Origin of the sequence: Colwellia sp. Arc7-D (assembly GCF_003061515.1) — a bacterium.
GTDB lineage: Bacteria > Pseudomonadota > Gammaproteobacteria > Enterobacterales > Alteromonadaceae > Cognaticolwellia.
Window position 1 is genome coordinate 1,196,057 of sequence record NZ_CP028924.1, and the last position, 22,056, is coordinate 1,218,112.

The 22,056-nt window shown below is 38.6% G+C and carries 21 protein-coding genes; 7 read left to right on the forward strand and 14 right to left on the reverse strand.

Features of this window, described 5'->3' with window-relative positions:
• Positions 1-85: 85 nt before the first annotated feature.
• Positions 86-4,033 (reverse strand): phosphoribosylformylglycinamidine synthase, encoded by a 3,948-nt coding sequence (gene purL / locus DBO93_RS05265; RefSeq protein ID WP_108457758.1) that lies wholly within the window; start codon positions 4,031-4,033, stop codon positions 86-88.
• Positions 4,034-4,203: 170 nt separating this feature from the next.
• Between purL and mltF the strand changes: the two genes are divergently transcribed.
• Together mltF and DBO93_RS05275 are read left to right on the forward strand one after the other, a co-directional pair.
• A complete protein-coding gene (gene mltF / locus DBO93_RS05270; protein WP_343215945.1) occupies positions 4,204-5,670 on the forward strand; it encodes a membrane-bound lytic murein transglycosylase MltF in 1,467 nt (488 codons plus the stop codon).
• Positions 5,671-6,261: 591 nt separating this feature from the next.
• Positions 6,262-6,654: a hypothetical protein gene (locus DBO93_RS05275; RefSeq protein ID WP_108455386.1), complete on the forward strand. Its 393-nt coding sequence runs from the start codon at positions 6,262-6,264 to the stop codon at positions 6,652-6,654.
• A 37-nt stretch (positions 6,655-6,691) separates the two neighbouring features.
• On the opposite strand, the gene tadA is transcribed toward DBO93_RS05275, so the two are convergent.
• The 3 genes from tadA to DBO93_RS05290 are packed head-to-tail and all read right to left on the reverse strand — an operon-like array spanning position 6,692 to position 9,022.
• On the reverse strand, positions 6,692-7,270 hold the full coding sequence (gene tadA, locus DBO93_RS05280) for a tRNA adenosine(34) deaminase TadA (protein ID WP_108455387.1): 579 nt from the start codon (positions 7,268-7,270) through the stop codon (positions 6,692-6,694).
• 3 nt (positions 7,271-7,273) lie between these two features.
• Entirely contained in the window at positions 7,274-8,419 is a 1,146-nt protein-coding gene (hemW, locus tag DBO93_RS05285) for a radical SAM family heme chaperone HemW (RefSeq protein ID WP_108455388.1), read from the reverse strand.
• Positions 8,420-9,022 carry an XTP/dITP diphosphatase gene (locus DBO93_RS05290; protein WP_204100650.1) on the reverse strand — a complete coding sequence of 201 codons (603 nt, stop codon included), beginning with the start codon at positions 9,020-9,022 and terminating at the stop codon, positions 8,420-8,422.
• A gap of 175 nt (positions 9,023-9,197) precedes the next feature.
• Between DBO93_RS05290 and DBO93_RS05295 the strand changes: the two genes are divergently transcribed.
• A complete protein-coding gene (locus DBO93_RS05295) occupies positions 9,198-10,025 on the forward strand; it encodes an EamA family transporter (protein WP_239059123.1) in 828 nt (275 codons plus the stop codon).
• 176 nt (positions 10,026-10,201) lie between these two features.
• Here DBO93_RS05295 and DBO93_RS05300 read toward each other — a convergent pair whose 3' ends face one another.
• The 4 genes from DBO93_RS05300 to DBO93_RS05315 all read right to left on the reverse strand — a co-directional run bounded on the left by DBO93_RS05300 (position 10,202) and on the right by DBO93_RS05315 (position 12,978).
• Complete coding sequence (locus DBO93_RS05300; RefSeq protein ID WP_108455390.1) at positions 10,202-10,642, reverse strand: DUF4426 domain-containing protein; 441 nt, start codon at positions 10,640-10,642, stop codon at positions 10,202-10,204.
• Positions 10,643-10,713: 71 nt separating this feature from the next.
• Positions 10,714-11,262, reverse strand: a complete 549-nt coding sequence (locus tag DBO93_RS05305; RefSeq protein ID WP_108455391.1) for a YggT family protein — start codon at positions 11,260-11,262, stop codon at positions 10,714-10,716.
• A 92-nt stretch (positions 11,263-11,354) separates the two neighbouring features.
• Complete coding sequence (gene proC / locus DBO93_RS05310; protein ID WP_108455392.1) at positions 11,355-12,167, reverse strand: pyrroline-5-carboxylate reductase; 813 nt, start codon at positions 12,165-12,167, stop codon at positions 11,355-11,357.
• 136 nt (positions 12,168-12,303) lie between these two features.
• Positions 12,304-12,978: a YggS family pyridoxal phosphate-dependent enzyme gene (locus tag DBO93_RS05315; RefSeq protein ID WP_108455393.1), complete on the reverse strand. Its 675-nt coding sequence runs from the start codon at positions 12,976-12,978 to the stop codon at positions 12,304-12,306.
• A 69-nt stretch (positions 12,979-13,047) separates the two neighbouring features.
• On the opposite strand from DBO93_RS05315, the gene DBO93_RS05320 reads away from it, so the two are divergent.
• From DBO93_RS05320 to DBO93_RS05335, 4 genes are all read left to right on the forward strand, one after another.
• Positions 13,048-14,091, forward strand: coding sequence for a type IV pilus twitching motility protein PilT (locus tag DBO93_RS05320; protein ID WP_108455394.1), 1,044 nt, complete (start codon positions 13,048-13,050; stop codon positions 14,089-14,091).
• Between the two features lie 25 nt (positions 14,092-14,116).
• Positions 14,117-15,244 (forward strand): PilT/PilU family type 4a pilus ATPase, encoded by a 1,128-nt coding sequence (locus DBO93_RS05325; protein WP_108455395.1) that lies wholly within the window; start codon positions 14,117-14,119, stop codon positions 15,242-15,244.
• Between the two features lie 342 nt (positions 15,245-15,586).
• Complete coding sequence (locus DBO93_RS05330) at positions 15,587-15,859, forward strand: EAL domain-containing protein (RefSeq protein WP_162533730.1); 273 nt, start codon at positions 15,587-15,589, stop codon at positions 15,857-15,859.
• 150 nt (positions 15,860-16,009) lie between these two features.
• The gene (locus DBO93_RS05335; RefSeq protein ID WP_108455397.1) at positions 16,010-16,555 is read left to right on the forward strand and encodes a DsrE family protein; all 546 of its coding nucleotides are present in this window, start codon (positions 16,010-16,012) and stop codon (positions 16,553-16,555) included.
• 16 nt (positions 16,556-16,571) lie between these two features.
• On the opposite strand, the gene DBO93_RS05340 is transcribed toward DBO93_RS05335, so the two are convergent.
• From DBO93_RS05340 to metK, 6 genes are all read right to left on the reverse strand, one after another.
• Positions 16,572-17,504: an AEC family transporter gene (locus tag DBO93_RS05340; protein WP_108455398.1), complete on the reverse strand. Its 933-nt coding sequence runs from the start codon at positions 17,502-17,504 to the stop codon at positions 16,572-16,574.
• A gap of 87 nt (positions 17,505-17,591) precedes the next feature.
• Positions 17,592-18,029 carry a Holliday junction resolvase RuvX gene (ruvX, locus tag DBO93_RS05345; RefSeq protein WP_108455399.1) on the reverse strand — a complete coding sequence of 146 codons (438 nt, stop codon included), beginning with the start codon at positions 18,027-18,029 and terminating at the stop codon, positions 17,592-17,594.
• Positions 18,029-18,583, reverse strand: a complete 555-nt coding sequence (locus tag DBO93_RS05350) for a YqgE/AlgH family protein (protein WP_108455400.1) — start codon at positions 18,581-18,583, stop codon at positions 18,029-18,031. Before DBO93_RS05350 ends, ruvX begins: the two co-directional genes overlap by 1 nt.
• A gap of 74 nt (positions 18,584-18,657) precedes the next feature.
• Positions 18,658-19,611: a glutathione synthase gene (gene gshB, locus DBO93_RS05355; RefSeq protein WP_108455401.1), complete on the reverse strand. Its 954-nt coding sequence runs from the start codon at positions 19,609-19,611 to the stop codon at positions 18,658-18,660.
• Between the two features lie 131 nt (positions 19,612-19,742).
• Entirely contained in the window at positions 19,743-20,489 is a 747-nt protein-coding gene (gene rsmE, locus DBO93_RS05360; protein ID WP_108455402.1) for a 16S rRNA (uracil(1498)-N(3))-methyltransferase, read from the reverse strand.
• 262 nt (positions 20,490-20,751) lie between these two features.
• Positions 20,752-21,939: a methionine adenosyltransferase gene (gene metK, locus DBO93_RS05365; RefSeq protein WP_108455403.1), complete on the reverse strand. Its 1,188-nt coding sequence runs from the start codon at positions 21,937-21,939 to the stop codon at positions 20,752-20,754.
• Positions 21,940-22,056 lie beyond the last annotated feature (117 nt).

The window sequence follows — 22,056 nt, forward strand, 5'->3', positions numbered from 1 at the left end:
TTGCTTAAGTGATAGCTTAAGTTAACGGCTAAAAAAAAGCGCCTTTAAGGCGCTTTTTTAATGTAGTCGATAAGTTAAAGGGAAATTAACCTATAAATTTACGCGCATTGCGGAACATGCGAACCCAAGGTGAATCTTCTTGCCATTCATCAGGATGCCATGAGTTGGCAACGGTGCGGAACACACGCTCAGGATGTGGCATCATTATAGTGACTCGACCATCAGTCGTGGTTAATGCCGTAATACCATCCGGTGAACCGTTCGGGTTGGCAGGATAAGTTTCTGTAATATGACCATAGTTATCCACGTAACGCATGGCAACAGTGCCAGACTCATTAGCATTATCAATAGCGTCATCAGAACTAAACTCAGCACGACCTTCACCATGAGAAACCGCAATTGGCATACGAGAGCCAGCCATACCATCAAAAAATATTGACGGCGTTTCTTGTATCTCAACTAAGCTAAAGCGTGCTTCAAAGCGCTCTGATTTATTTTGAACAAAACGCGGCCATGCTTCAGCACCCGGAATAATTTCTTTTAGGTTTGACAGCATTTGACAACCGTTACACACACCTAAAGAGAAAGTATCTTCACGTTCGAAGAAAGTTTTGAACATAGCTTTAGCATTTTTGTTGAACAGTATTGATTTTGCCCAACCTTCACCAGCACCAAGAACATCACCGTATGAGAAGCCGCCACAAGCCACTAGGCCATTAAAGTTAGCTAAATCAGTACGACCCGATAATATATCTGACATGTGTACATCAATAGCAATGAAACCAGCGCGATCAAAGGCAGCGGCCATTTCTACATGAGAGTTAACACCTTGCTCACGTAAAATAGCGATACGAGGATTACTAACTTCAGTGCCATTAGCCTGTGCATCTTTAGCGATTAAAGCAGCCACAATGTCTTCATTGATATCAAAACTTAAATCAGCATTCAGGCCAGGATCTTCAGTATCAAATTTAACATCATGCTCTTGTTGTGCACATTCTGGGTTATCGCGTAGCGATTGCATTTTATGTGTAGTTTTAGCCCACGTTGTACGGTAGTAAGTACGTGAATTCTCTAACACGACTTCGCCATCGCGGCTAAAACGAATAGTATCTTCGTTATTAATGCGACCAATGTCAGTGCAACAATCTTCAATGCCAAACTCGGCAAAAACGGCATGAATAGCATCAACATCGCTTTCGCGGATTTGAATCACGGCACCAAGCTCTTCACTAAAGAGCACATCAACATCATTGCCTGACGCTGAACTGAGTTTGCTTAAATCAATATCAACACCGGTATGTCCAGCAAATGCCATTTCTACAACAGTAGTGAACAAGCCACCATCTGAAATATCATGATAAGCGATAAGCTTTTCATCACGCACTAAGGTCTGCATGGCGTTGAAGAAACCTTTTAAAGTTTCAGGGCTATCAACATCTGGTGTTTCTTTGCCAAGCTGTTTATAGACTTGTGCTAAACATGAACCACCTAAACGGTTTTTACCTTTTGATAAATCAATAGCCACTAGGCGTGAATCACCTTGATCTATTCTTAGTTCAGGGGTAACCGTTTTACGAATGTCTTCAACAACACCAAAAGCAGTGATGATTAATGACATAGGTGATGTTACTGATTTCTCAGTTCCATTCTCGTCCCATTTGGTTTTCATCGACATTGAGTCTTTTCCAACAGGAATGGTTAAACCTAATGCAGGACAAAGCTCTTCACCAATCGCTTTTACAGCTTCATATAAACCAGCATCTTCACCCGGGTGACCTGCTGGCGACATCCAGTTAGCTGACAGCTTAATACGATTTAAGTCGCCAATATCGGTACCGGCAATATTGGTTAACGACTCTGCTACGGCTAAACGTGCAGAAGCGCCAAAGTTTAATAAAGCAACCGGAGTGCGTTCACCCAACGACATAGCTTCGCCATGATAAGAGTCAAGCGCAGAAGCGGTAACACCACAATCAGCTACGGGAACCTGCCAAGGGCCAACCATTTGGTCGCGATTAACCATACCGGTTACTGAACGGTCACCAATGGTAATTAAAAATGTTTTTTCTGCTACCGTTGGCAGTGATAAAATACGCTCAGCGGCATCAATTAATGTGATATCAGCAACGCTGAAGTTATCACCATTAGCTACTTTAGATTCAACGTCTTTGAAAATTTTAGGCGTTTTGCCTAATAATACTTCAAGCGGTAAATCAATCGGAGTATCTAATTTATCATTACCAGCGAAATGTGAGTCAGTTACGGTTAAATGTTCTTCTTCAGTCGCTCGACCAACCACAGAGAAAGGCGCGCGCTCACGAAGACATATTTTTTCAAACGTTGCTAAGTTTTTGTCTGATACGGCAATAACATAACGTTCTTGAGACTCGTTACACCAAATTTCATGTGGTGCCATGCTACGTTCATCGTTAGGCACGTTGCGAAGTTCAAAAACACCACCACGGCCACCATCAGAAACTAGTTCTGGAAAAGCATTAGATAAACCACCTGCGCCAACATCATGAATGAAAGCAATAGGGTTTTCTTCACCTAATTGCCAACACTTATCAATCACTTCTTGGCAACGACGCTCCATTTCAGGGTTTTCACGTTGCACAGAAGCAAAATCTAAACTTTCAGCCGATTGGCCTGATGCCATTGAAGAAGCAGCACCGCCACCTAAGCCAATGTTCATTGCTGGGCCACCTAAAGCAATTAAGTTAGCGCCAACAACAATTTCACGCTTTTGTACGTGCTCATCACGAATATTGCCTAAACCACCTGCAAGCATAATTGGCTTGTGGTAACCGCGCACTTCGCTGCCGTTAAAAGAGTTTACTTGCTCTTCGTAAGTTCGGAAGTAACCTAAAATAGCTGGGCGACCAAATTCGTTATTAAACGCTGCGCCACCTAATGGACCTTCCGTCATAATATCTAAGGCAGAAACAATACGATTAGGTTTGCCAAAATCTGTTTCCCAAGGTTGTTCAAAACCCGGTATACGTAAGTTTGAAACTGAAAAACCGACTAAACCAGCTTTTGGTTTTGACCCAATGCCAGTTGCGCCTTCATCACGAATTTCGCCACCTGAGCCAGTTGCTGCACCTGGGTAAGGTGAAATAGCTGTAGGGTGGTTATGGGTTTCAACTTTCATTAAAATTTGAATATCTTCATGGTGATAACCATAAATATTCGTTTCAGGATTTGGGAAGAATCTACCGCCTTTATTACCCACCATAACCGCTGCGTTATCTTTGTATGCACTTAGTACAAAGTCAGGGTTTACTTCATGGGTATTACGGATCATTTTAAATAATGATTTAGGTTGTTTTACGCCATCGATAGTCCAATCAGCGTTAAAAATTTTATGACGGCAGTGCTCTGAGTTTGCTTGGGCGAACATATAAAGTTCAATGTCGTGAGGATTTCGGCCCAATTTAGTGAAGTTTTCAAATAAGTAGTTAACTTCGTCATCAGCTAAGGCAAGCCCTAACTCTGTATTCGCCTTAATTAAGGCATTTTTTCCGCCGTGTTCTATGTCAATACTCGTTAGTTCACCGGGTTCAGCGCTAGCAAACAAGGCTGTAGCGTCAGTGGTCGCATTAAATACAAATTCCATCATGCGATCATGAATTAAGTTATTTAATGTTGACTGTTGCTCAGGTGTTAAAGTCGCGGCATTTTCAGTGCTAATATAATATGCTAAACCACGTTCAAGGCGAATAACCTTACTTAAACCACAGTTGTTGGCAATGTCAGTAGACTTTGAAGACCAAGGTGAAATAGTGCCAGGTCGTGGAGTTACTAATAAGAACTGGCCAACAGGCTCATGCTCTTCAATCGTTGGTCCATACTTAAGCAGTTGTTCTAAAACGTTAGTCTCTTCAACGTTTAATGCCTCAGAAATATGAGCGAAGTGCGTAAACTCAGCATAGATATCCGTAACGGGCAGTTTCAGCTCACTACACTGATTCAGTAGCTTGTTTACTCTAAATTCAGATAGTGCTGGTGCACCGCGAAAGGTTTTCATCAACATCGACATAGTCTATTTCACCGGGTTAGATTAATTAAGGATAAAAAACGCGCGTATTATAGTTTAAATAGGGCAATTATAGAAACGATTTGTCTCATTTCAAACTAACTTTCTGATGACTAAATGCACTACAGAGCAAAAATAGCTTTTTAAATATAGCAATTCACGTGACAATAGGGATTATGATAAAAAAACAAATAAAATCATTTGTTCATAACGTTAATATAAAAAAGCTGTTGGCCTTGTTTTTACTGCCATTTATCTTTCTTTTATCGGCGTGTGAAACAAAAGAAACTTCAGCTAATTTGCAACGAATTATTGATCGTGGCTATGTAACGGTTGGCACACTTTATGGCAACACTAGCTATTATCTTGACGCTGAAGGGCCTGCTGGCTTTGAATATGAGCTAGCACAAAAATATGCACAATTTTTAGGTGTCGAATTAAAAATGATGCCCAGTTACAACTTAAACGAATTATTTCAACAGCTTGATAATGGCAGTGTTGACTTACTCGCTGCAGGCTTAGCTGTTACTGACGAACGTTTGAAAAACTATCACTTCTCACCAAGCTATGACAACGTTAGCCAAAAACTCGTTTTTAAGCAGGGCAATATCAGACCTCGAAAATTAGCGGACTTAACCGGTACGTTGGAAGTCCTTGAACAATCTAGCCATGTTGAAAGTTTAGCGCAATTAAAAATATCTAACCCTGATCTATTATGGTCGACCACCAGTGAGTTAGATAGTGAAGAGCTTTTGTTACGGGTGCTTTTAGATGAAATAGATTACACCATTGCAGACAGCAATACTTTGGCCATTAGTCGCCGTTATTATCCTGAAATCAGCATTGGTTTTACAATTCTAAAAGAAGAGTCTTTGGCTTGGATGATCAATAAGCATAGCGATGATTCTATTTTTGCCAGCTTAATTGAATTTTTTGGTCAAGTGCACCATAACGGTGTTTTGTTAGCTTTAAACGATAAACATTATGGACACATAGAAGAATTTAACTATGTTGATACACGCATGTTTATTAAAGCAATTGAAAAAAAATTACCTAAATACCAACCGCTCTTTGAACGATATGGCCAAGATGTTGATTGGCGCTTATTAGCAGCCATTAGTTACCAAGAATCGCATTGGGAACCTCATGCTCGCTCATACACAGGGGTGCGTGGCATGATGATGCTTACGTTACCAACAGCTAAGCAAATGGGTATTAAAAGTAGGCTTGACGCAGAACAAAGCATTCGAGGTGGCGCTAAATACTTTAAACAAATGATCGAACGCATGCCGGCCCGAGTCCCTTCTCCTGATAGGCTTTGGTTTGCTTTAGCTTCTTATAATATTGGTTTAGGGCACTTAAATGACGCGCGTAAAATTACAAAAAAACAAGGTGGAGACCCAGACCGTTGGGTGGAAGTAAAAGAGCGTTTACCGCTATTAAAACAAAAGAAATATTATAAAGAAACACGATATGGCTACGCTAGAGGGGATGAACCCGTTAACTATGTCGAAAATATTCGTCGATATTACGATACTTTAACGTGGATGGATGATCAGGCTAAACAAAATGCACTAAAAACTGAATTAGCAGTGAATAGTGAAGTAGAAGTAGAAGAAGTAAAGTAAATACGGATTTTTGCTTATTTCATTAAAGTGTCATAAAGGTTGGCGATACTAAGTTAACTATAATCAGGTCTTTTTAGTAAACACGATAGACCTGATACTCTATTTATCATATTGTTAATGCGTATTCCAAAGAGGTTGATATGAAAATTAAAAGGTATTTTGTAAGTAATCAAAGGAAAAGAACATTACGTCGTCAGAAAATAAGGTTAGCAAATCGACGCCATACCCAGTTTGCATCAGATCAATTTCATAGTGGAACTGCACCTGTAGATCCCATCAAAGTTTGAAAAGTTAGCTAGTTTAATTATTAGCGCTTAACGTAAACATCAGCCAATTTACATAACGTTATATCATTAAGTGTTACTTTTTAACTTTTCCTCCCCACTTTTTTATTACAGCGTAAAGGCAGTTATAGTAGCTGTATTTTGGTATCTTTTGCCAAATAATAATATACATCTTAGTATTCGAAAATAGTCAGCTTTATGTAAATCAATATATAGAGATAATTCTCGATGACACAGCACTATAAGTTTGGTATAAAAATCTATTAGAGAACTTATTAAGTTTTCAGCTATAAAGGTAATGCTAACTATGGTCGAACACGGAAACTATTCTGTAACACTTGAAGTTAACTTGTTAAGTATTATATTGGTCGGCACATTTAACGACATTGCAACAAAGTCGGCTTGTAAACAAATACAAACCAAGGTTGACAGCTTAAATGGCCAAGCCTTTAGTGTCTTACTTAATTGCACTAATTATGAAGGCAGTACACCAGCGGCACACAAAATATCAAACGACTATTTCTTATGGTTAAATAAACAAAACTGTATTGCTTGGGCGGCTATTTATCACCAAAAAATTTACGCTGACATGGCTAAAAATCAACAACCTGCAATGTTTGAATTTCAAAACCGTCGCGAATTTTATGATGTGGAGTCGGCAAAATCTTGGTTAGCTAGCCAATCCGTTGTCATATCTTAAATAGTAGGATTTTATCGGGTTATCTCTTAAATCTGGCTTATTTTTTTCTAGCGAGTTTCTCCGCTTTTTTTTCTTCTCTTCTGCGTTTAAAAAATGCTGAAAGCATATCGCTACATTCTGTAGCTAAAAGTCCAGACTTTACTTGAACCTGATGATTGTGCTTTTCATGGTTTAATAATGAAAATGCACTGCCTGCGGCCCCCGTTTTTAAATCTTTGCTGGAAAATATTAAGCGATTTATACGGCTATGCACCAACAAACCAGCACACATAGGGCAAGGTTCAAGAGTTACGTACAATGTACAATCGAGTAGTCGATAGTTTTGTAAGTTTTTACCGGCATCGCGAATGGCCATCATTTCTGCATGTGCAGAAGGGTCATTATTCATAATCGACTGATTATAGCCTTCGCCGACAATCTCACCATTACAAACAACAACAGCACCAACCGGTATTTCATTATGGCTATCAGCAAGGTTAGCCAGTTCAATGGCTCGCCGCATAAAATGATTATCTTCTTCAGAAAAAGCGTCTTGCACATCGCATTCATCAGTAGGAATGTTGGCTTTATCTGTGAGCTGTACGTTAATTTTGTTTGTGAGATTTTTTTTTAACATGAGTTATAAAAACATTTCTAGTAAATCGTTGAGGTATCTGTGCCCAAGCTTGCTAACAGACCAAAGTGTGCCATCAAACTCCATCAGGTTTTTATCTTTAGCAATTAATAATGTGGGTAAAACAGTATCAACACTTAAGCCAGTAAACGCTTGATATTCATCAAGTGAAAAGCCAGAAAACAAACGTAAGCGGTTCATCATGTACTCAAAAGGTAACTCTTCAGCGCTTACCGTATGCAGTTTATCTAGTGCTTTTCTACTGGTATCTAAATAACCTTTAGGGTGCTTCACTTTTACGGTACGGTGAACAGTTTGTTTATTCACATCAGTAATTTTACCATGCGCACCACAACCAATACCGAGGTAGTCGCCAAACTTCCAATAGTTTAGGTTATGTTGGCATTGAAATTCCGGCTTACTGTAAGCTGAAATTTCATATTGCTGATATCCGGCTTCATTAAGTAAAGCAATGCCTTGATCTTGAATATTCCACAGTACTTCATCTTGTGGCAATTTGGGTGGCCGTGAATGAAACGCTGTATTGGGTTCAATAGTTAATTGATACCAAGAAATATGACTAGGATTTAAACGTATAGCCGTTTTTAAATCATCTAGTGCATGGGCAACCGTTTGATCAGGCAAACCGTGCATTAAGTCAAGGTTAAAGCTTTTTACGCCACATTCACTTGCTAAATTAGCTGCTACTTTGGCTTGTTCACTATCATGTATTCGACCTAACTTTATCAACTTATCTGAAGCAAAACTCTGAACACCAATGGATAATCTTGAAACACCGCCGTTAAAAAAGCCTATAAACTTTTCTGCTTCTACCGTACCTGGATTAGCTTCTAAGGTTATTTCTATATCAGCCTTATGCTCAAAACGTTGTAATACCTTGGTTAATAGTTGATCTATCGCAGGTGCTGAAAATAAACTGGGTGTACCTCCACCAATAAAAATTGAATGTAAAGGCCTATCATTTAATGCAAAGCGCTCAATGTCGCTGTCTAAATCCAGCAGTAACTGTGCAATATAGTCTTGCTCAGGAATAGCATGTTTTAATGCATGAGAATTAAAGTCACAATATGGGCATTTTTCAACACACCAAGGTATATGAATATATAACGAAAGTGGTGGTGCAATTAACATTTAACGTAATACTTCTAAAAGCTGAGGAATAAGTTTTTCTAGCGCTTGGCCGCGATGGCTAAGTTGGTTTTTTAAATCACGTGGTAACTGTGCTGATGTCATTTTATGATCGGCTTGCCAAAATACGGGATCGTAACCAAATCCTTGTTGACCTATTTTCTCTCTGGTAATGCTACCTTCCCAAACACCATGACAAATAAGTGGTGTTGGATCATTCTCATGACGCATATAAACCAAAACACAATGAAAACGTGCAGAACGCTGATCGTCAGCAACATCGACTAGTGCATTTAATAACTTATTGGTGTTGTCGTCATCACTGGCGTTTTCACCTGCATAACGCGCGGAATAAACGCCTGGTGCACCATTTAATGCGTCAACCTCTAAGCCTGAATCATCGGCAATGGCTGCAAGTCCCGTAGATTTTGCTGCATGGCGTGCTTTAATTATCGCGTTTTCGACAAAGGTGGTACCCGTTTCTGCAACATCACTTACATTGAATTCACTCTGGGGTTTAATTTCAATATTTTGAGCCGCTAACAAACGGGCTAACTCGTTAACTTTGCCTTGGTTGCCGGTCGCTAATACGATGGTGGTCATCACGAATACCTTAGAATTAATTAATCATAACAATGGCGCGCATAATACCTTAATCTACAACAAAGAGGGAGCATCAAAGCACTAATTAAATAAAACGCAGAGGCACTATGTCGTTAAAAGATACCTTCATTGGTTTAGTTATTATTTTTATCTGGGGCTTTAATTTTGTCATTATTGCTTGGGGCATTCAGTCAATGCCGCCCTTACTTATGGGGGCTTACGGTTTTTATTAGTCGCTTTACTCGGCTCTATGTTTGTTGCTAAACCTAATATACCTTGGCGATGGATGGCACTTTATGCACTAACCTTATGCTTTGGGCAATTTTCATTACTATTTTCAGCTTTAGCGTTTGGTATGCCAGCGGGACTTGCATCCTTAGTATTGCAGTCGCAAGCGGTGTTTACTTTATTGTTTTCGTTAATCATATTAAAAGAACAAGTAAAAAATAGTCAAGTACTGGCCATGCTCATAGCAGGAGGTGGTTTATATATCATTGGCAGTTCTGGTCAAGCACATAGTATGACACTGCTTGGGTTTAGTTTAACCATTGCAGCAGCCATTGCGTGGGGCTTAGGTAATGTTGTTAATCGAATGATAAATCAACGGGGCTATCGCGCGAATATTGGTTTAGTCGTTTGGTCGTCTTGGCTAGCTATGGTACCGTTTTTTGTGACCAGTTACTGGGTAGAAGGAGAGGTAGCCATAGTAAATAGTCTACAAAATTTGAATTGGTTAAGTGTTACCGTTTTATTTTATTTGGCGATTGCCGCATCTATTATTGGCTATAGTTTGTGGAGCTATTTATTAACGCATTACCCTGCTGGGCAAGTGGCTCCATTAACGCTAGGTGTACCGGTAATCGGTATAATGTCAGCGTCGTTCTTACTTGAAGAACAAATGTCAGAACAGCAAATATTCGGCATTATGATTGTGATGCTGGGCTTATTGGTGAATACCTTTGGCAGCAAAATTTATCGCAGATTATGGTTGAAACCACGAAGTTAAAATGGCTTAAGTCGGCTTAGAAATACTGATAATGGGACTTGAACTTCACCCATAAATATAAATAAAGTGAAGTCTTACTAGGTTGGTGCAATTAAGTTAGCCTATTTTAGATACAAAAATGGCACAGTGATATTTATTGTGCCATTTATCATTCTACTGCTAACTATTTGGTTAAGCTAATCAACATAAAATTTTTGCGAAAAAGTTAAATTATGCTGCTTACCTTTATCAGTGATCATAATATCAAAGTAAATGGTTTCTTCATTGCTATAACTAACTTGCGCTAGATAATAAACAGCATCGCCTTCTTTTACTTCCATAAAATCTAACGATTTAATTTGCCCAATGTCATTGCGCGCTCTACCGTTAATATTTACTGTTTTTGCTGGATTGCCATCTTGCGTGTTATCGAGCACTGCAATATTAACTAATCCTTTATATCGGCTTCGTTCAATGCCATAAGCTTTGGCAATTTCAGGTGTCAAAAACGTTGAACCTAATGCAATATAATGGACATTAATATCATCCATTTCTTTCATATTTTCAGCGTTAACCGAAGTAGTAAAGATTAACGCCAAAGCGCATATTAACATGAGCTTATTTAATATTATTTTCATGTTGTTGTCCCTATCATTTAAGTCGTTATTGTTAAGTATAGTTGCTGATGAGTATCAGGGTAAATTAACTGTTATAACATTGACCAATATGGTACCCAGCCGCCAAGCAAAATGTTAAGTACATTCAACAATAAAAAGGCGATAAGTACAGATAAATCAAGCCCGCCAATACTGGGAATAATACGTCTAATAGGCGATAAAATTGGTGCGGTAAGTTGATTGAAAATCATTTGAGTTGGATTGTAACCTTGCACTACCCAGCTCATTAATGCCATAACAAGCATGATGATAAACAATAATATACCTGTTTGTTTAATTAGGTAAATTAAGCCTAAATATAAAGCTGAAATAATATCAATCGGGCCGCCATTGAGTAGCGGAATAATGATAAAAGTTAAGGTCGCGAAAATATAAGCTAAAACAATCGTAGCTAGATCAACACCGCCAACACCCGGAATTATTCGGCGTAAAGGGATAACTAAAGGGTTACTTACTTTTACAATAAACTGGCTAAGTGGATTGTAAAAATCAGCACGAACAAGTTGTAGCCAAACGCGCAGCACTAAAATCATCAACAAGGTGTCAAAGGCAAATTTAAGCAAGTAATTAATTGCTTCCATCTAAAACTCCAAAAATATAAAAAATTAAGGTAATCAGTGTTTTACTTGTTTTTCAAATATAAAACACTGCAAATATGTCGATAGTAATATGATTAACCGTTTTTCGCCATTTCTTTAGCGCGCGCAACGGCACAATTCATAGCATTGGATACCAGTTTTTCCAAGCCACCCTCAATTAAAGAGTTTAAGGCTGCTTGGGTTGTACCGCCTTTAGACGTTACATTTTCACGAAGTTTGCCGATAGGTTGTTCGTTTTCAATCACCATTTTAGCAGCGCCCAATGCCGTTTGTTGCACAAGTTCACGACTGTCTTGCTCACTAAACCCGTATGCTATCGCTTGCTTTTGCATTGCTTCCATAAACAAGAAGAAGTAAGCAGGGGCGGAACCAGAAACGGCAATGATATGGTCAATTTGCTCTTCAGATACCAACCATTTAACGATGCCAACAGACTCCATTAGTGTGGTAGTAAATGCTTTTTCTTCTTCACTTGTATGATCATTCGCATATATTCCTGATACACCAAAGCCGAGTTGTGAAGGTGTATTTGGCATCGTTCTTATCACAGTGCAAGGTTTAACTAACGCTTGTTCTATTTGCGAAATGGTGCAACCTGCAGCAACAGAAATAAAACATTTTTTGGTAATATCTATATTCTCGCCTAAGTGCTGGCAAACTTCTTCAATGAGGTAAGGTTTTACGCCAAGTACGATGACATCAGCAAAAGTTGTTGCTTCCATATTACATTGTGTTTGCTTAATACCGTGTGCTGCTTGCAGTGCTAAACGCTTTTCTGCAGAAGGGTTCGATACGATAATATGTTCAGGGTTAAAACCGCCATTGACTAAACCCGAAATAATTGCACCGTTCATGTTACCTGCGCCAATAAAAGCTATTTTTTTCATAAGTTTCCTATCAAGTATTGCTGATTGAATGAATATAATTCTTCATTCAATATAAGAATTTTGTTGTGTTAAAGCCGCCACTATTGCTAGCGGGTACTTAATTTTCATCATTGTACTATTTTTTGAGTTAAATTATTTAGCTTCTAGCACCAAATATTGCTGAACCAATGCGAACTAAGGTAGAGCCTGCATTAATAGCAAGTTGCAAATCTGCAGACATACCCATTGATAAAGTATCTATGCTTGGGTATTGCTTTTGAAGTTTCAAAAATAAATTTTGCATTTCGATAAAACTTGCTTGAGAAGCATTTTTTTCTGGGATTGCCATCAAACCGCGTAGGCATAAGTTATCGCATGTTTCGATAACATCAAGCAACGCAGGAAGCTCTTGCGGTAAAACCCCAGATTTACTTAATTCGCCACTAATATTCACTTGTAAACAAATGTTTAGCGGGGTATCTTGACCAGACCTATGCTCGTTAAGGCGTTTTGCAACTTTAATTCTATCTATGCTATGTACCCAAGAAAAATGGCTGGCAATTAATTTGGTTTTATTCGTTTGAATTGGGCCAATAAAGTGCCACGTAATATCAGTTTTATTCTGCAAAGCGGTAATTTTTTCAACGGCTTCTTGCACATAGCTTTCGCCAAAATTTCGTTGCCCAGCATTATAGGCTTGCTCGAGCATTTCAATAGGTTTAGTTTTACTAACTGCAAGCAAAGTAACTTCATCAGCGTTGCGATTGGCAAGCTGACAAGCAGAAGAAATTTGCAGTTCTACAGCAGCAATATTATCTTTAATAGCAATCATATTGTTTATTTCAGTTCTCAATGACTTATTCAGTTGTTAATTAATAATTAATTAAACTCAGAGGTTTGTATGGATATTACCGAATTACTCGCATTTAGTGTTGAAAATAATGCTTCAGATTTACATTTATCAACCGGCACACCCCCGTCAATTCGCGTTGATGGTGACGTACGTAAGCTAAATATACCAGCATTTGACGAAAAAGATGTCAACGCTTTGGTCTATGATATTATGAATGATCGCCAACGCAAAGAATATGAAGAAAATTTAGAGGTCGATTTCTCTTTTGAAGTGCCAAATTTAGCACGTTTCAGGGTAAATGCATTTAATCAAAACCGTGGCCCTGCAGCCGTATTTCGTACCATACCAAGTAAAATTTTATCATTAGACGATTTAGGTTGCCCTGATATTTTTAGAGATATATCTATGCTTCCTCGTGGGTTAGTGCTTGTTACTGGACCAACGGGTTCAGGTAAGTCAACCACACTCGCGGCTATGGTTGATCATATAAATAAAACCAAACATGATCACATTTTAACCATTGAAGATCCTATCGAGTTTGTTCATCAAAACCATTCATGTTTGATTAACCAACGTGAAGTTCATCGCGATACCTTAAGTTTTAGCGCGGCATTACGCTCAGCATTACGTGAAGATCCCGATGTAATTTTAGTTGGTGAAATGCGTGATTTAGAAACCATACGTTTAGCGATGACCGCAGCTGAAACCGGCCATTTAGTGTTTGGCACCTTACATACAACTTCTGCACCTAAAACCATTGACCGTATTATTGATGTGTTTCCGGGTGAAGAAAAAGCTATGGTGCGTTCAATGCTTTCTGAATCACTACGCGCGGTAATCTCACAAACGCTAGTTAAAAAAGTGGGTGGCGGTCGTGTTGCTTCACACGAAATAATGATGGGTGTACCGGCAATTCGTAACCTTATTCGTGAAGATAAAATTGCGCAAATGTATTCAGCGATTCAAACCGGTATGTCTCATGGCATGCAAACAATGGATCAATGTTTACAAAACCTGATCAACCGCGGCATGATCACCAGACAAGATGCCATGGATAAAGCACAAGACAAAAACCAATTTACTGGTTATTAGTCTCTGATCTATAAAGGGTAATTCAATGAGTTTTCATGATTTATTACAAAAAATGGTGCAGCACGGCGCATCAGATATGTTTGTTACCGCTAAATTAGCTGTAAGCGCAAAAGTTAATGGGGAACTTGTTCCTATTGACGATCATATTTTATCGGCCTCTGAATCTTTAGGTTTGGTTCATGACGCCATGTCAGAAAAGCAAAAAACTGCATTTGATGAAGAAAAAGAATGTAACTTTGCAATTTCAATTGACGATATAGGACGATTTCGTATATCGGCGTTTTGGCAACGAGACATGGCTGGTATGGTTATTCGCCGCATTGTTACCGAAATTCCAGATGCCGATGAATTAGGCTTACCTTCAGTATTGAAAGACGTGGTTATGTCAAAGCGTGGTTTAGTGCTATTTGTGGGTGGTACGGGTACGGGTAAGTCTACTTCGATGGCTGCGTTAATTGGTTATCGAAATAAAAACTCTCGTGGTCATATTTTAACTATAGAAGATCCGGTTGAGTTTGTTCATGAACACCGAAAATGTATGGTTACACAACGTGAAGTTGGCCTTGATACAGAAAGCTTTGGCGCGGCACTTAAAAGCTCTTTACGCCAAGCACCAGACGTTATTCTAATTGGTGAAATTCGTAATCAAGAAACCATGGAGCACGCGTTAAGTTTCGCTGAAACGGGTCATCTATGTATTGCGACCTTGCATGCTAACAATGCAAACCAAGCAATTGATCGTATTATGCATTTAGTACCTGCTGAACAGCATGGTAAGTTATTGTTTGACCTTGCGTTGAACCTGCGCGGCATTATTGCCCAACAGCTTATTCCAACCCGCGATGGTAATGGTCGTTTAGCTGCTATTGAAGTGTTATTAAACTCTCCATATGTTGCCGAATTAATTAAAAAAGGTGATGTGGGTAGTATTAAAGAAGTGATGGAAAAATCTACCGATCAAGGTATGCAAACATTTGACCAAGCACTCTTTAATTTATATCAACAAGGGCTAATTAACTACGCTGATGCACTGCATCATGCCGACTCACCAAACGATTTACGCTTAATGATTAAATTACGCAGTAATGATCAAGGTGGAACCGGTTCATTGTCAGGTGTCACTATTGATGGTTTAGCGCCGAAAGAAGATTAATTTTTATAACGTTTTTTATTAATATAGTGTGTTAGTAGGATGAAGTAACATATATTTCATCCTACTATTTATTATCCATCTGTATTCTTCATATCATCGACCAAATGGTGATAACTATTAAGCTCTTCATCATTTTAATTAACTTCGCTTAGTTTATCAGCCTATCGTCGCGTCTAAGTCTCACACAGTCGTTGCTTTTGAAGCCTTACTTCTTTGTATTTTGATAGCTAAAATATACCACCAGATAAATTTATTCCTATTGCAGAGCAGTATGGCTTAATAATTAATATAGGTATTTGGGCATTACAACAATCGTGCATCGCAGCAGTAAACTGGCAATTATTGAATTATGAGCCACAACCCTTAGCCAGTCTAAATGACCCTGTATTGCAGTTATACGATGAAATTTCATCATTATCGGTCATTCAAAGTTTAGCCGCTAATACCTTAAAAATTGATCGCCCCTTTGTAAACATGCAAGATACAACTGACATGGTCATTATTGAAACGGTAAAACATATGACAGTTAAGCTTAATTATGATGTTGTAGCTCAGGGAGTTGAAACCAAAGCGCAAGCCAATAAACTATCAGCACTAGACATTAAGATGCTATAAGGTTCTCACTTTTCAAGGCCTTTAGCGTCAGGTTTAGTAAAGGAATATTTATTGGAAAACTCACCAAAAATATAATGTATTATTCAATATAATATAACTTAATTTGCCTGTATTTTTTCAGGGCAATACATAGACCAATAGGACAGTTAAATGTTAACTATAATTCGTTTCAGTACCCTTATTTTCGCTCTTTTGTGTGTAACATCGGCCACAGCAAATACTGATACATTTATGGCAGGGCCAGTCATAAAAAACTACGGTAAACATGCGAAAGTTCAGCAAGATCTCAAACTTGATAAAAACATTGTTTTTAAAGTTGCGTTTGATCTTGGCGATCAAGGCAGTGTCGGTAAAGTAAATGGAAGTATTGAAACGCTAGCACGTTTTATTAATATGCATGTGGCTAATGGCATGCCGCTAGAGAATATTAATTTAGCGGTTGTTGTACATGGTAAGGCAGGCTTTGACTTACTAAAACCATCGTTATATCAAGAGAAGTATCAACAAAAAAATGCCAACCATGATTTAGTGCAAGCGCTAATGAAAAACCACGTTAGCATATACTTATGCGGCCAATCAGCAGCGTACCATGGTATTACCAATGATATGGTCATGCCGGGTGTTCAAGTGGCATTATCAGCCATGACAGCCCATGCAGTATTACAAAATAAGGGATATTCGCTTAATCCGTTCTAAGGTATTGAATACTTTTTTATATACTAAATACGTTCGATAAGCCCCAAATCCACAAGGGGATAGAGACCATAGATATTACGGTAGTAACAACCACAATGCCGGCAACCGTTTCTTGATGCTTGTTATGTTGTTTAGAGATTAAATAGGCATTCACCCCTGAAGGGCTTGCACTCAAAATAACTAAAGTCATGGTGGTAATGACTGGAAATTGGAAGATATAAAAACTGGTTAAAAAGATTAAGCTTGGTAACAACAACAGTTTTAAAATACTGGCAGTAATAATGAATTTAACTTCACTACGAATTTTATAAAACGCCAATGAGGCGCCGAGTAGAAAAAGTGCCAAAGTAATGGCCGGCTTTCCTAACATGAGCAAACTGCTGTTTATAACCATGGGGAGTTTAATTGCGAGTAAATTAATCATAAAGCCGCCGATTATCGCGATTAATAACGGGTTTAAAAAAGTCTGCTTTAAAAATATTCGCCAATTAAATTGTGCAATGTTAACCGCGAGTAAGCTCGTGGTAGCAATTAATAGCGCACTGTGTAAGCTCACAACTAAAAATATGGTCGGTAATACTTGCTCGCCCAAAACCATTAAAGCGATTGGCATACCGACAATAACGTTGTTTGAATAACCTGCGCCGAAAGCATAAACCGCGGATGCAGGTAGATCATGATTTAAATCTTTATGAAAATAATAATTTATTGCCCAAGCTATGCCATAAACCACTAACAATGGTAAATAAAAAGCACTATAAATATTTAAATCTATATTGCTCATATTAGCATTAGCTAACTGTTGAAATAAAAATGCAGGAATAGCGATGTTAAAGGCAAACTTGGTTATTGCTTCAACCTGTGCTTTATTAAGCCAGTTAAACTTAGCCAATAAAAAACCGACAAGACCTACAATAATCAATGGACTAATAAGTGTAAAAGTATCCATTAATTAGCCACGTTAGAAGCTGAATTAATCAACAACGAATGATAAGTTAATGGTAATACGAATAAATTAAGCGTTACAAGGTGGGCGTTAGTATTGATTTTCAAAGTAGCTTTCTATAATTAATTTTGCTGATTCGGCATCGATATTATCTTTTTTAAGATTACGATAACCGCCTTGTTCAAAGAGCGCTTCTTTAGCCGTAGCGGTTGTTAAACGCTCATCTTGAAATTCAACTTTCAGACCAAAGCGTCCTGAAACACGGTTACCAAATTTTTTAGCATCGTGAGTTAGTTGCTGCTCACTACCGTCCATATTTAGCGGTAAACCAACGACAATAAAATCGGGTTGCCATTCTTTAATATACTTGGTCATGCCTTCCCAATCAGGAATACCGTCACGCGCTTTCACAGAGCCTAAAGGCGAAGCTGAGCCTGTTATTTCTTGGCCAACAGCCACACCAATATACTTTTTACCAAAATCAAAGCCGAGTATAGTTCGCTCGCCAACCACTGCCTTACTTGCCATTATGCATGCCCAACTTCATTGGATAAATGTGCCATATCAATACCCAGTTTTTCCGTGGCTTTTTTCCAGCGTTGCTCAATGGGAGTATTAAATAAAATATCGCCATCTGCTGGCGTTAAAAGCCAAGAGTTAGCTTTTATTTCTTCTTCTAATTGACCGGGTCCCCAGCCTGCATAACCTAATGTTACCATATACTTAGCGGGCGCACCTGCTGTGCCTAGCGCCATTAAAATGTCTTTTGACGTAGTAATCATAACGTCTTCACTAAGCGCTAAAGAGCTATTCCAACCCGCTTGTGTGCTGTGTAAAACAAAACCACGGTCTTGCGAAACAGGGCCACCCGTTAATACTTGTTGATCAAGTTCAGGCGCGTCAGTTTTGTCTTCGTCAATTTGGGTTAGTAATTCGTTCAAAGTGACATTAATGGGCAGGTTTATGATCAAACCCATTGCCCCTTCAGCATTATGCTCACAGATATAAGTCACCGTTTTATTAAAATACGAGTCGTCTAAGCTGGGCATAGCAATCAAAAGTTGATTTTCAAAACTGTCCATACATATACCTTAATAATTGAGGAGAAATACGCTAAAAAATAGCTTTCTATAGCGTAGTTCTCAAACAGAGTTACTTAGCGCTTTTTAATGTTTTGCTCGATGGCATCCATTAATTTTCCGCTAATATTTATTGGGTATGCTGCTTCAATTTCGCGAATACAGGTTGGGCTAGTAACATTGATTTCAGTGACCTTGTCGCCAATAACATCTAAGCCAACAAAAAATAAGCCGCGTTTTTTCAATTCTGGTGCAATAGTTTCTGCAATAAATTTATCGCTGGCACTTAATGGCCTTGCTACACCACGACCACCAGCGGCTAAATTACCACGAGTTTCTCCTTGTGCAGGAATACGGGCTAAACAATAAGGCATTGGTTCGCCATTCACGATTAATATACGTTTATCACCATCAACAATTTCTGGTAGGTACTCTTGAACCATAGCATATTGTGTTGAATGTGCTGTTAAAGTTTCAAGAATTACACCAACGTTAGGATCGTTTTCACCGATACGGAAAATAGAGGAGCCGCCCATACCATCTAATGGCTTAATAATAATATCTTTGTTTTCTTTGTGAAACTCTCTGATTTTTTGATTATTACGTGTAACCAATGTTTTTGGCGTTAGCTCGGGAAACCAAGCGGTAAATAGCTTTTCGTTACAATCACGTAAACTTTGTGGCTTGTTAACAATTAAAGTACCAGCAACTTCAGCACGCTCTAGCATGTAAGTAGCGTAGATAAACTCTGTATCAAAAGGCGGATCTTTACGCATTAATACGGCGTCTAAGTCGGCTACGTTGATATCTTCACGTTCGTCTAATTCATACCAATGTTCAGTATCATCAAATACTTTTACTTTTGCTGCTGTAGCTCGACAAACACCTTGTTCTAAATAGAGATCTTGCATCTCCATATAATAAATTTCATAACCGCGCGCTTGCGCTTCAAGCATCATTGCCATTGAAGAGTCTTTTTTTACTTTGACCTCGGAAATAGGGTCCATAACTACGCCAATTTTTATGCTCATGTTTTTTCCTAATTGTATTGTTAATAAATGCTATCGCATTGTTGGAATGCAATATGCCAATTTAAATGAATGTAAACTTACTAATAAATCATTAATAACTAAAATATAATTAACTAATAACTATCGAATAGTTAATGTAAATCACCATAACGGCATTGTAATGCTGTAATTGCGGTTAGGGCGGCTGTTTCTGTTCTCAGTACTCTTGGACCAAGTAAAACATCGTGAAAGCCAGCTTTGTTAGCACTCGCTATTTCACTGTCATTTAGTCCACCCTCAGGCCCAATTAACAAACGCACACGTTGATTCTCTATGGGTAAACTCATAATCGAATGCTGAGCTTTAGGGTGTAAATTAAGCTTTAATGCTTCACTGTCTTGCTGTAACCAATCGTCTAAATAAATCGGTGGTGCCACTATAGGGACCGCACAACGGCCACTTTGTTCACAGGCACTGATCACTATTTTTTGCCATTGTTGATGCTTTTTCTCTAAGCGTTCACCGCTAAGCTTTACACCACAACGTTCAGTGAAAATTGGCGTAATAGTATTAACGCCTAATTCTACCGACTTTTGTAAGGTGAAATCCATGCGATCGCCACGAGAAATGCCTTGGGCTAAATGTATATTCAGTGGTGATTCGTTCTCAACCAGCTTTTTAGCCAGAACCTCTACATCAGCGCTTTTTTTACCAACGTTAGTCAGTTTGGCTTGATACTCAAAATAACCAGCTTGTTCAGCTATACCATTAAATAATGTAATGTCGTCACCATTTTTAAGACGTAACACGCGCACAATATGGCCAAATGCATCTTCGTTTAATGCTTGGGTTTGACCTACTTCAAATGTTTGTGCTTGGTAAATACGAGGGTTACGCATAAGGGTGTTCCATTTTCGCTAATTAAATTTTCAATAGAGCTTTAATTGGTTGAGTTTACATTATCTAATATCGTAAAGGCTATTATTGATGTAAGGCCAATACTTATTTTGAAATTTTTGGTCTTGGCTGTATTTTAAGCCTAGCCTGTAGATAAGGGCGTCTGCTGCTAAATTCAATTGATAAGGTATATTATTTATTTTAGCCGTAGCTTAAAAGCAAAAAACCGCTCAAAGAGCGGTTTTGTTAAACAAGCATTATAAATTAAATGCCAGCAGACAAACGTAATGCTTCAGCTTTATCTGTTTTTTCCCAGCTAAATGCTGTGAAAGTGTCATCGCCAACGGTCATTTCAAAAGGTTCGCGACCAAAGTGACCATAAGCAGCTGTTTGCTGATACATAGGGTGCAAAAGGTCTAACATTTTAGTGATACCGTAAGGGCGCAAGTCAAAGTGTTCACGAACTAGTTCGACTAAACGCTCTTCAGATACTTTGCCTGTGCCAAAACTATCAATTGAAATTGACGTTGGCTCAGCAACACCAATAGCGTAAGAAATTTGAATCTCACAACGATCAGCCAAGCCAGCAGCAACAATATTTTTAGCGACATAACGACCTGCATAAGCCGCACTACGATCAACTTTTGATGGATCTTTACCTGAGAAAGCACCACCACCATGACGAGCCATGCCGCCATAGGTATCAACAATAATTTTACGACCTGTTAAGCCACAATCACCAACCGGGCCACCAATAACAAAACGGCCAGTAGGGTTGATATGGTATTTAGTGTCTTTAGTTAACAATTCTGCAGGTAACACATGCTTAATGATGTTTTCCATTACCGCATCATGTAAATCTTGCTGTTTGATGTCTGGGTTGTGTTGTGTAGACAAAACAACCGTATCAATCGCTACCGGTTTGTTATCTTCATATATAAAAGTAACTTGGCTTTTTGCATCTGGACGTAACCAAGGCAATATACCTGACTTACGTGCTTCAGCTTGGCGTTCAACTAAACGATGCGAGTAGTATAATGGCGCAGGCATTAATGTTTCAGTTTCGTTGGTTGCATAACCAAACATTAAACCTTGATCACCAGCACCTTGGTCTTCTGGCTTAACGCGATCAACACCTTGAGCAATTTCTGGTGATTGTTGACCAATTAAATTCATAATGCCACAGGTTTCGCCATCAAAGCCTACGTCTGAAGAAGTGTAACCAATTGCTGAAATAACATCGCGGGTAATACGTTCTAAATCAACCCAGGCAGTAGTTGAAACTTCACCTGAAATAATAGCAACACCAGTTTTTACCATAGTTTCACAAGCAACACGTGCGTGCTTGTCTTTAGCAATAATAGCATCTAAAACCGCATCAGAAATTTGATCGGCTATTTTATCTGGATGTCCTTCTGACACTGACTCAGAAGTAAAAAGGTGTGTAGACATAAACCCTCTGTAAAAATTAACTGAAAAACAATCTTATACCAACCTAACTTTGTAATGAGCTACTTAGTGCTAACGGTAAAATTGGTATGAGTCTTTAATGGCGACATTCTAACTGTT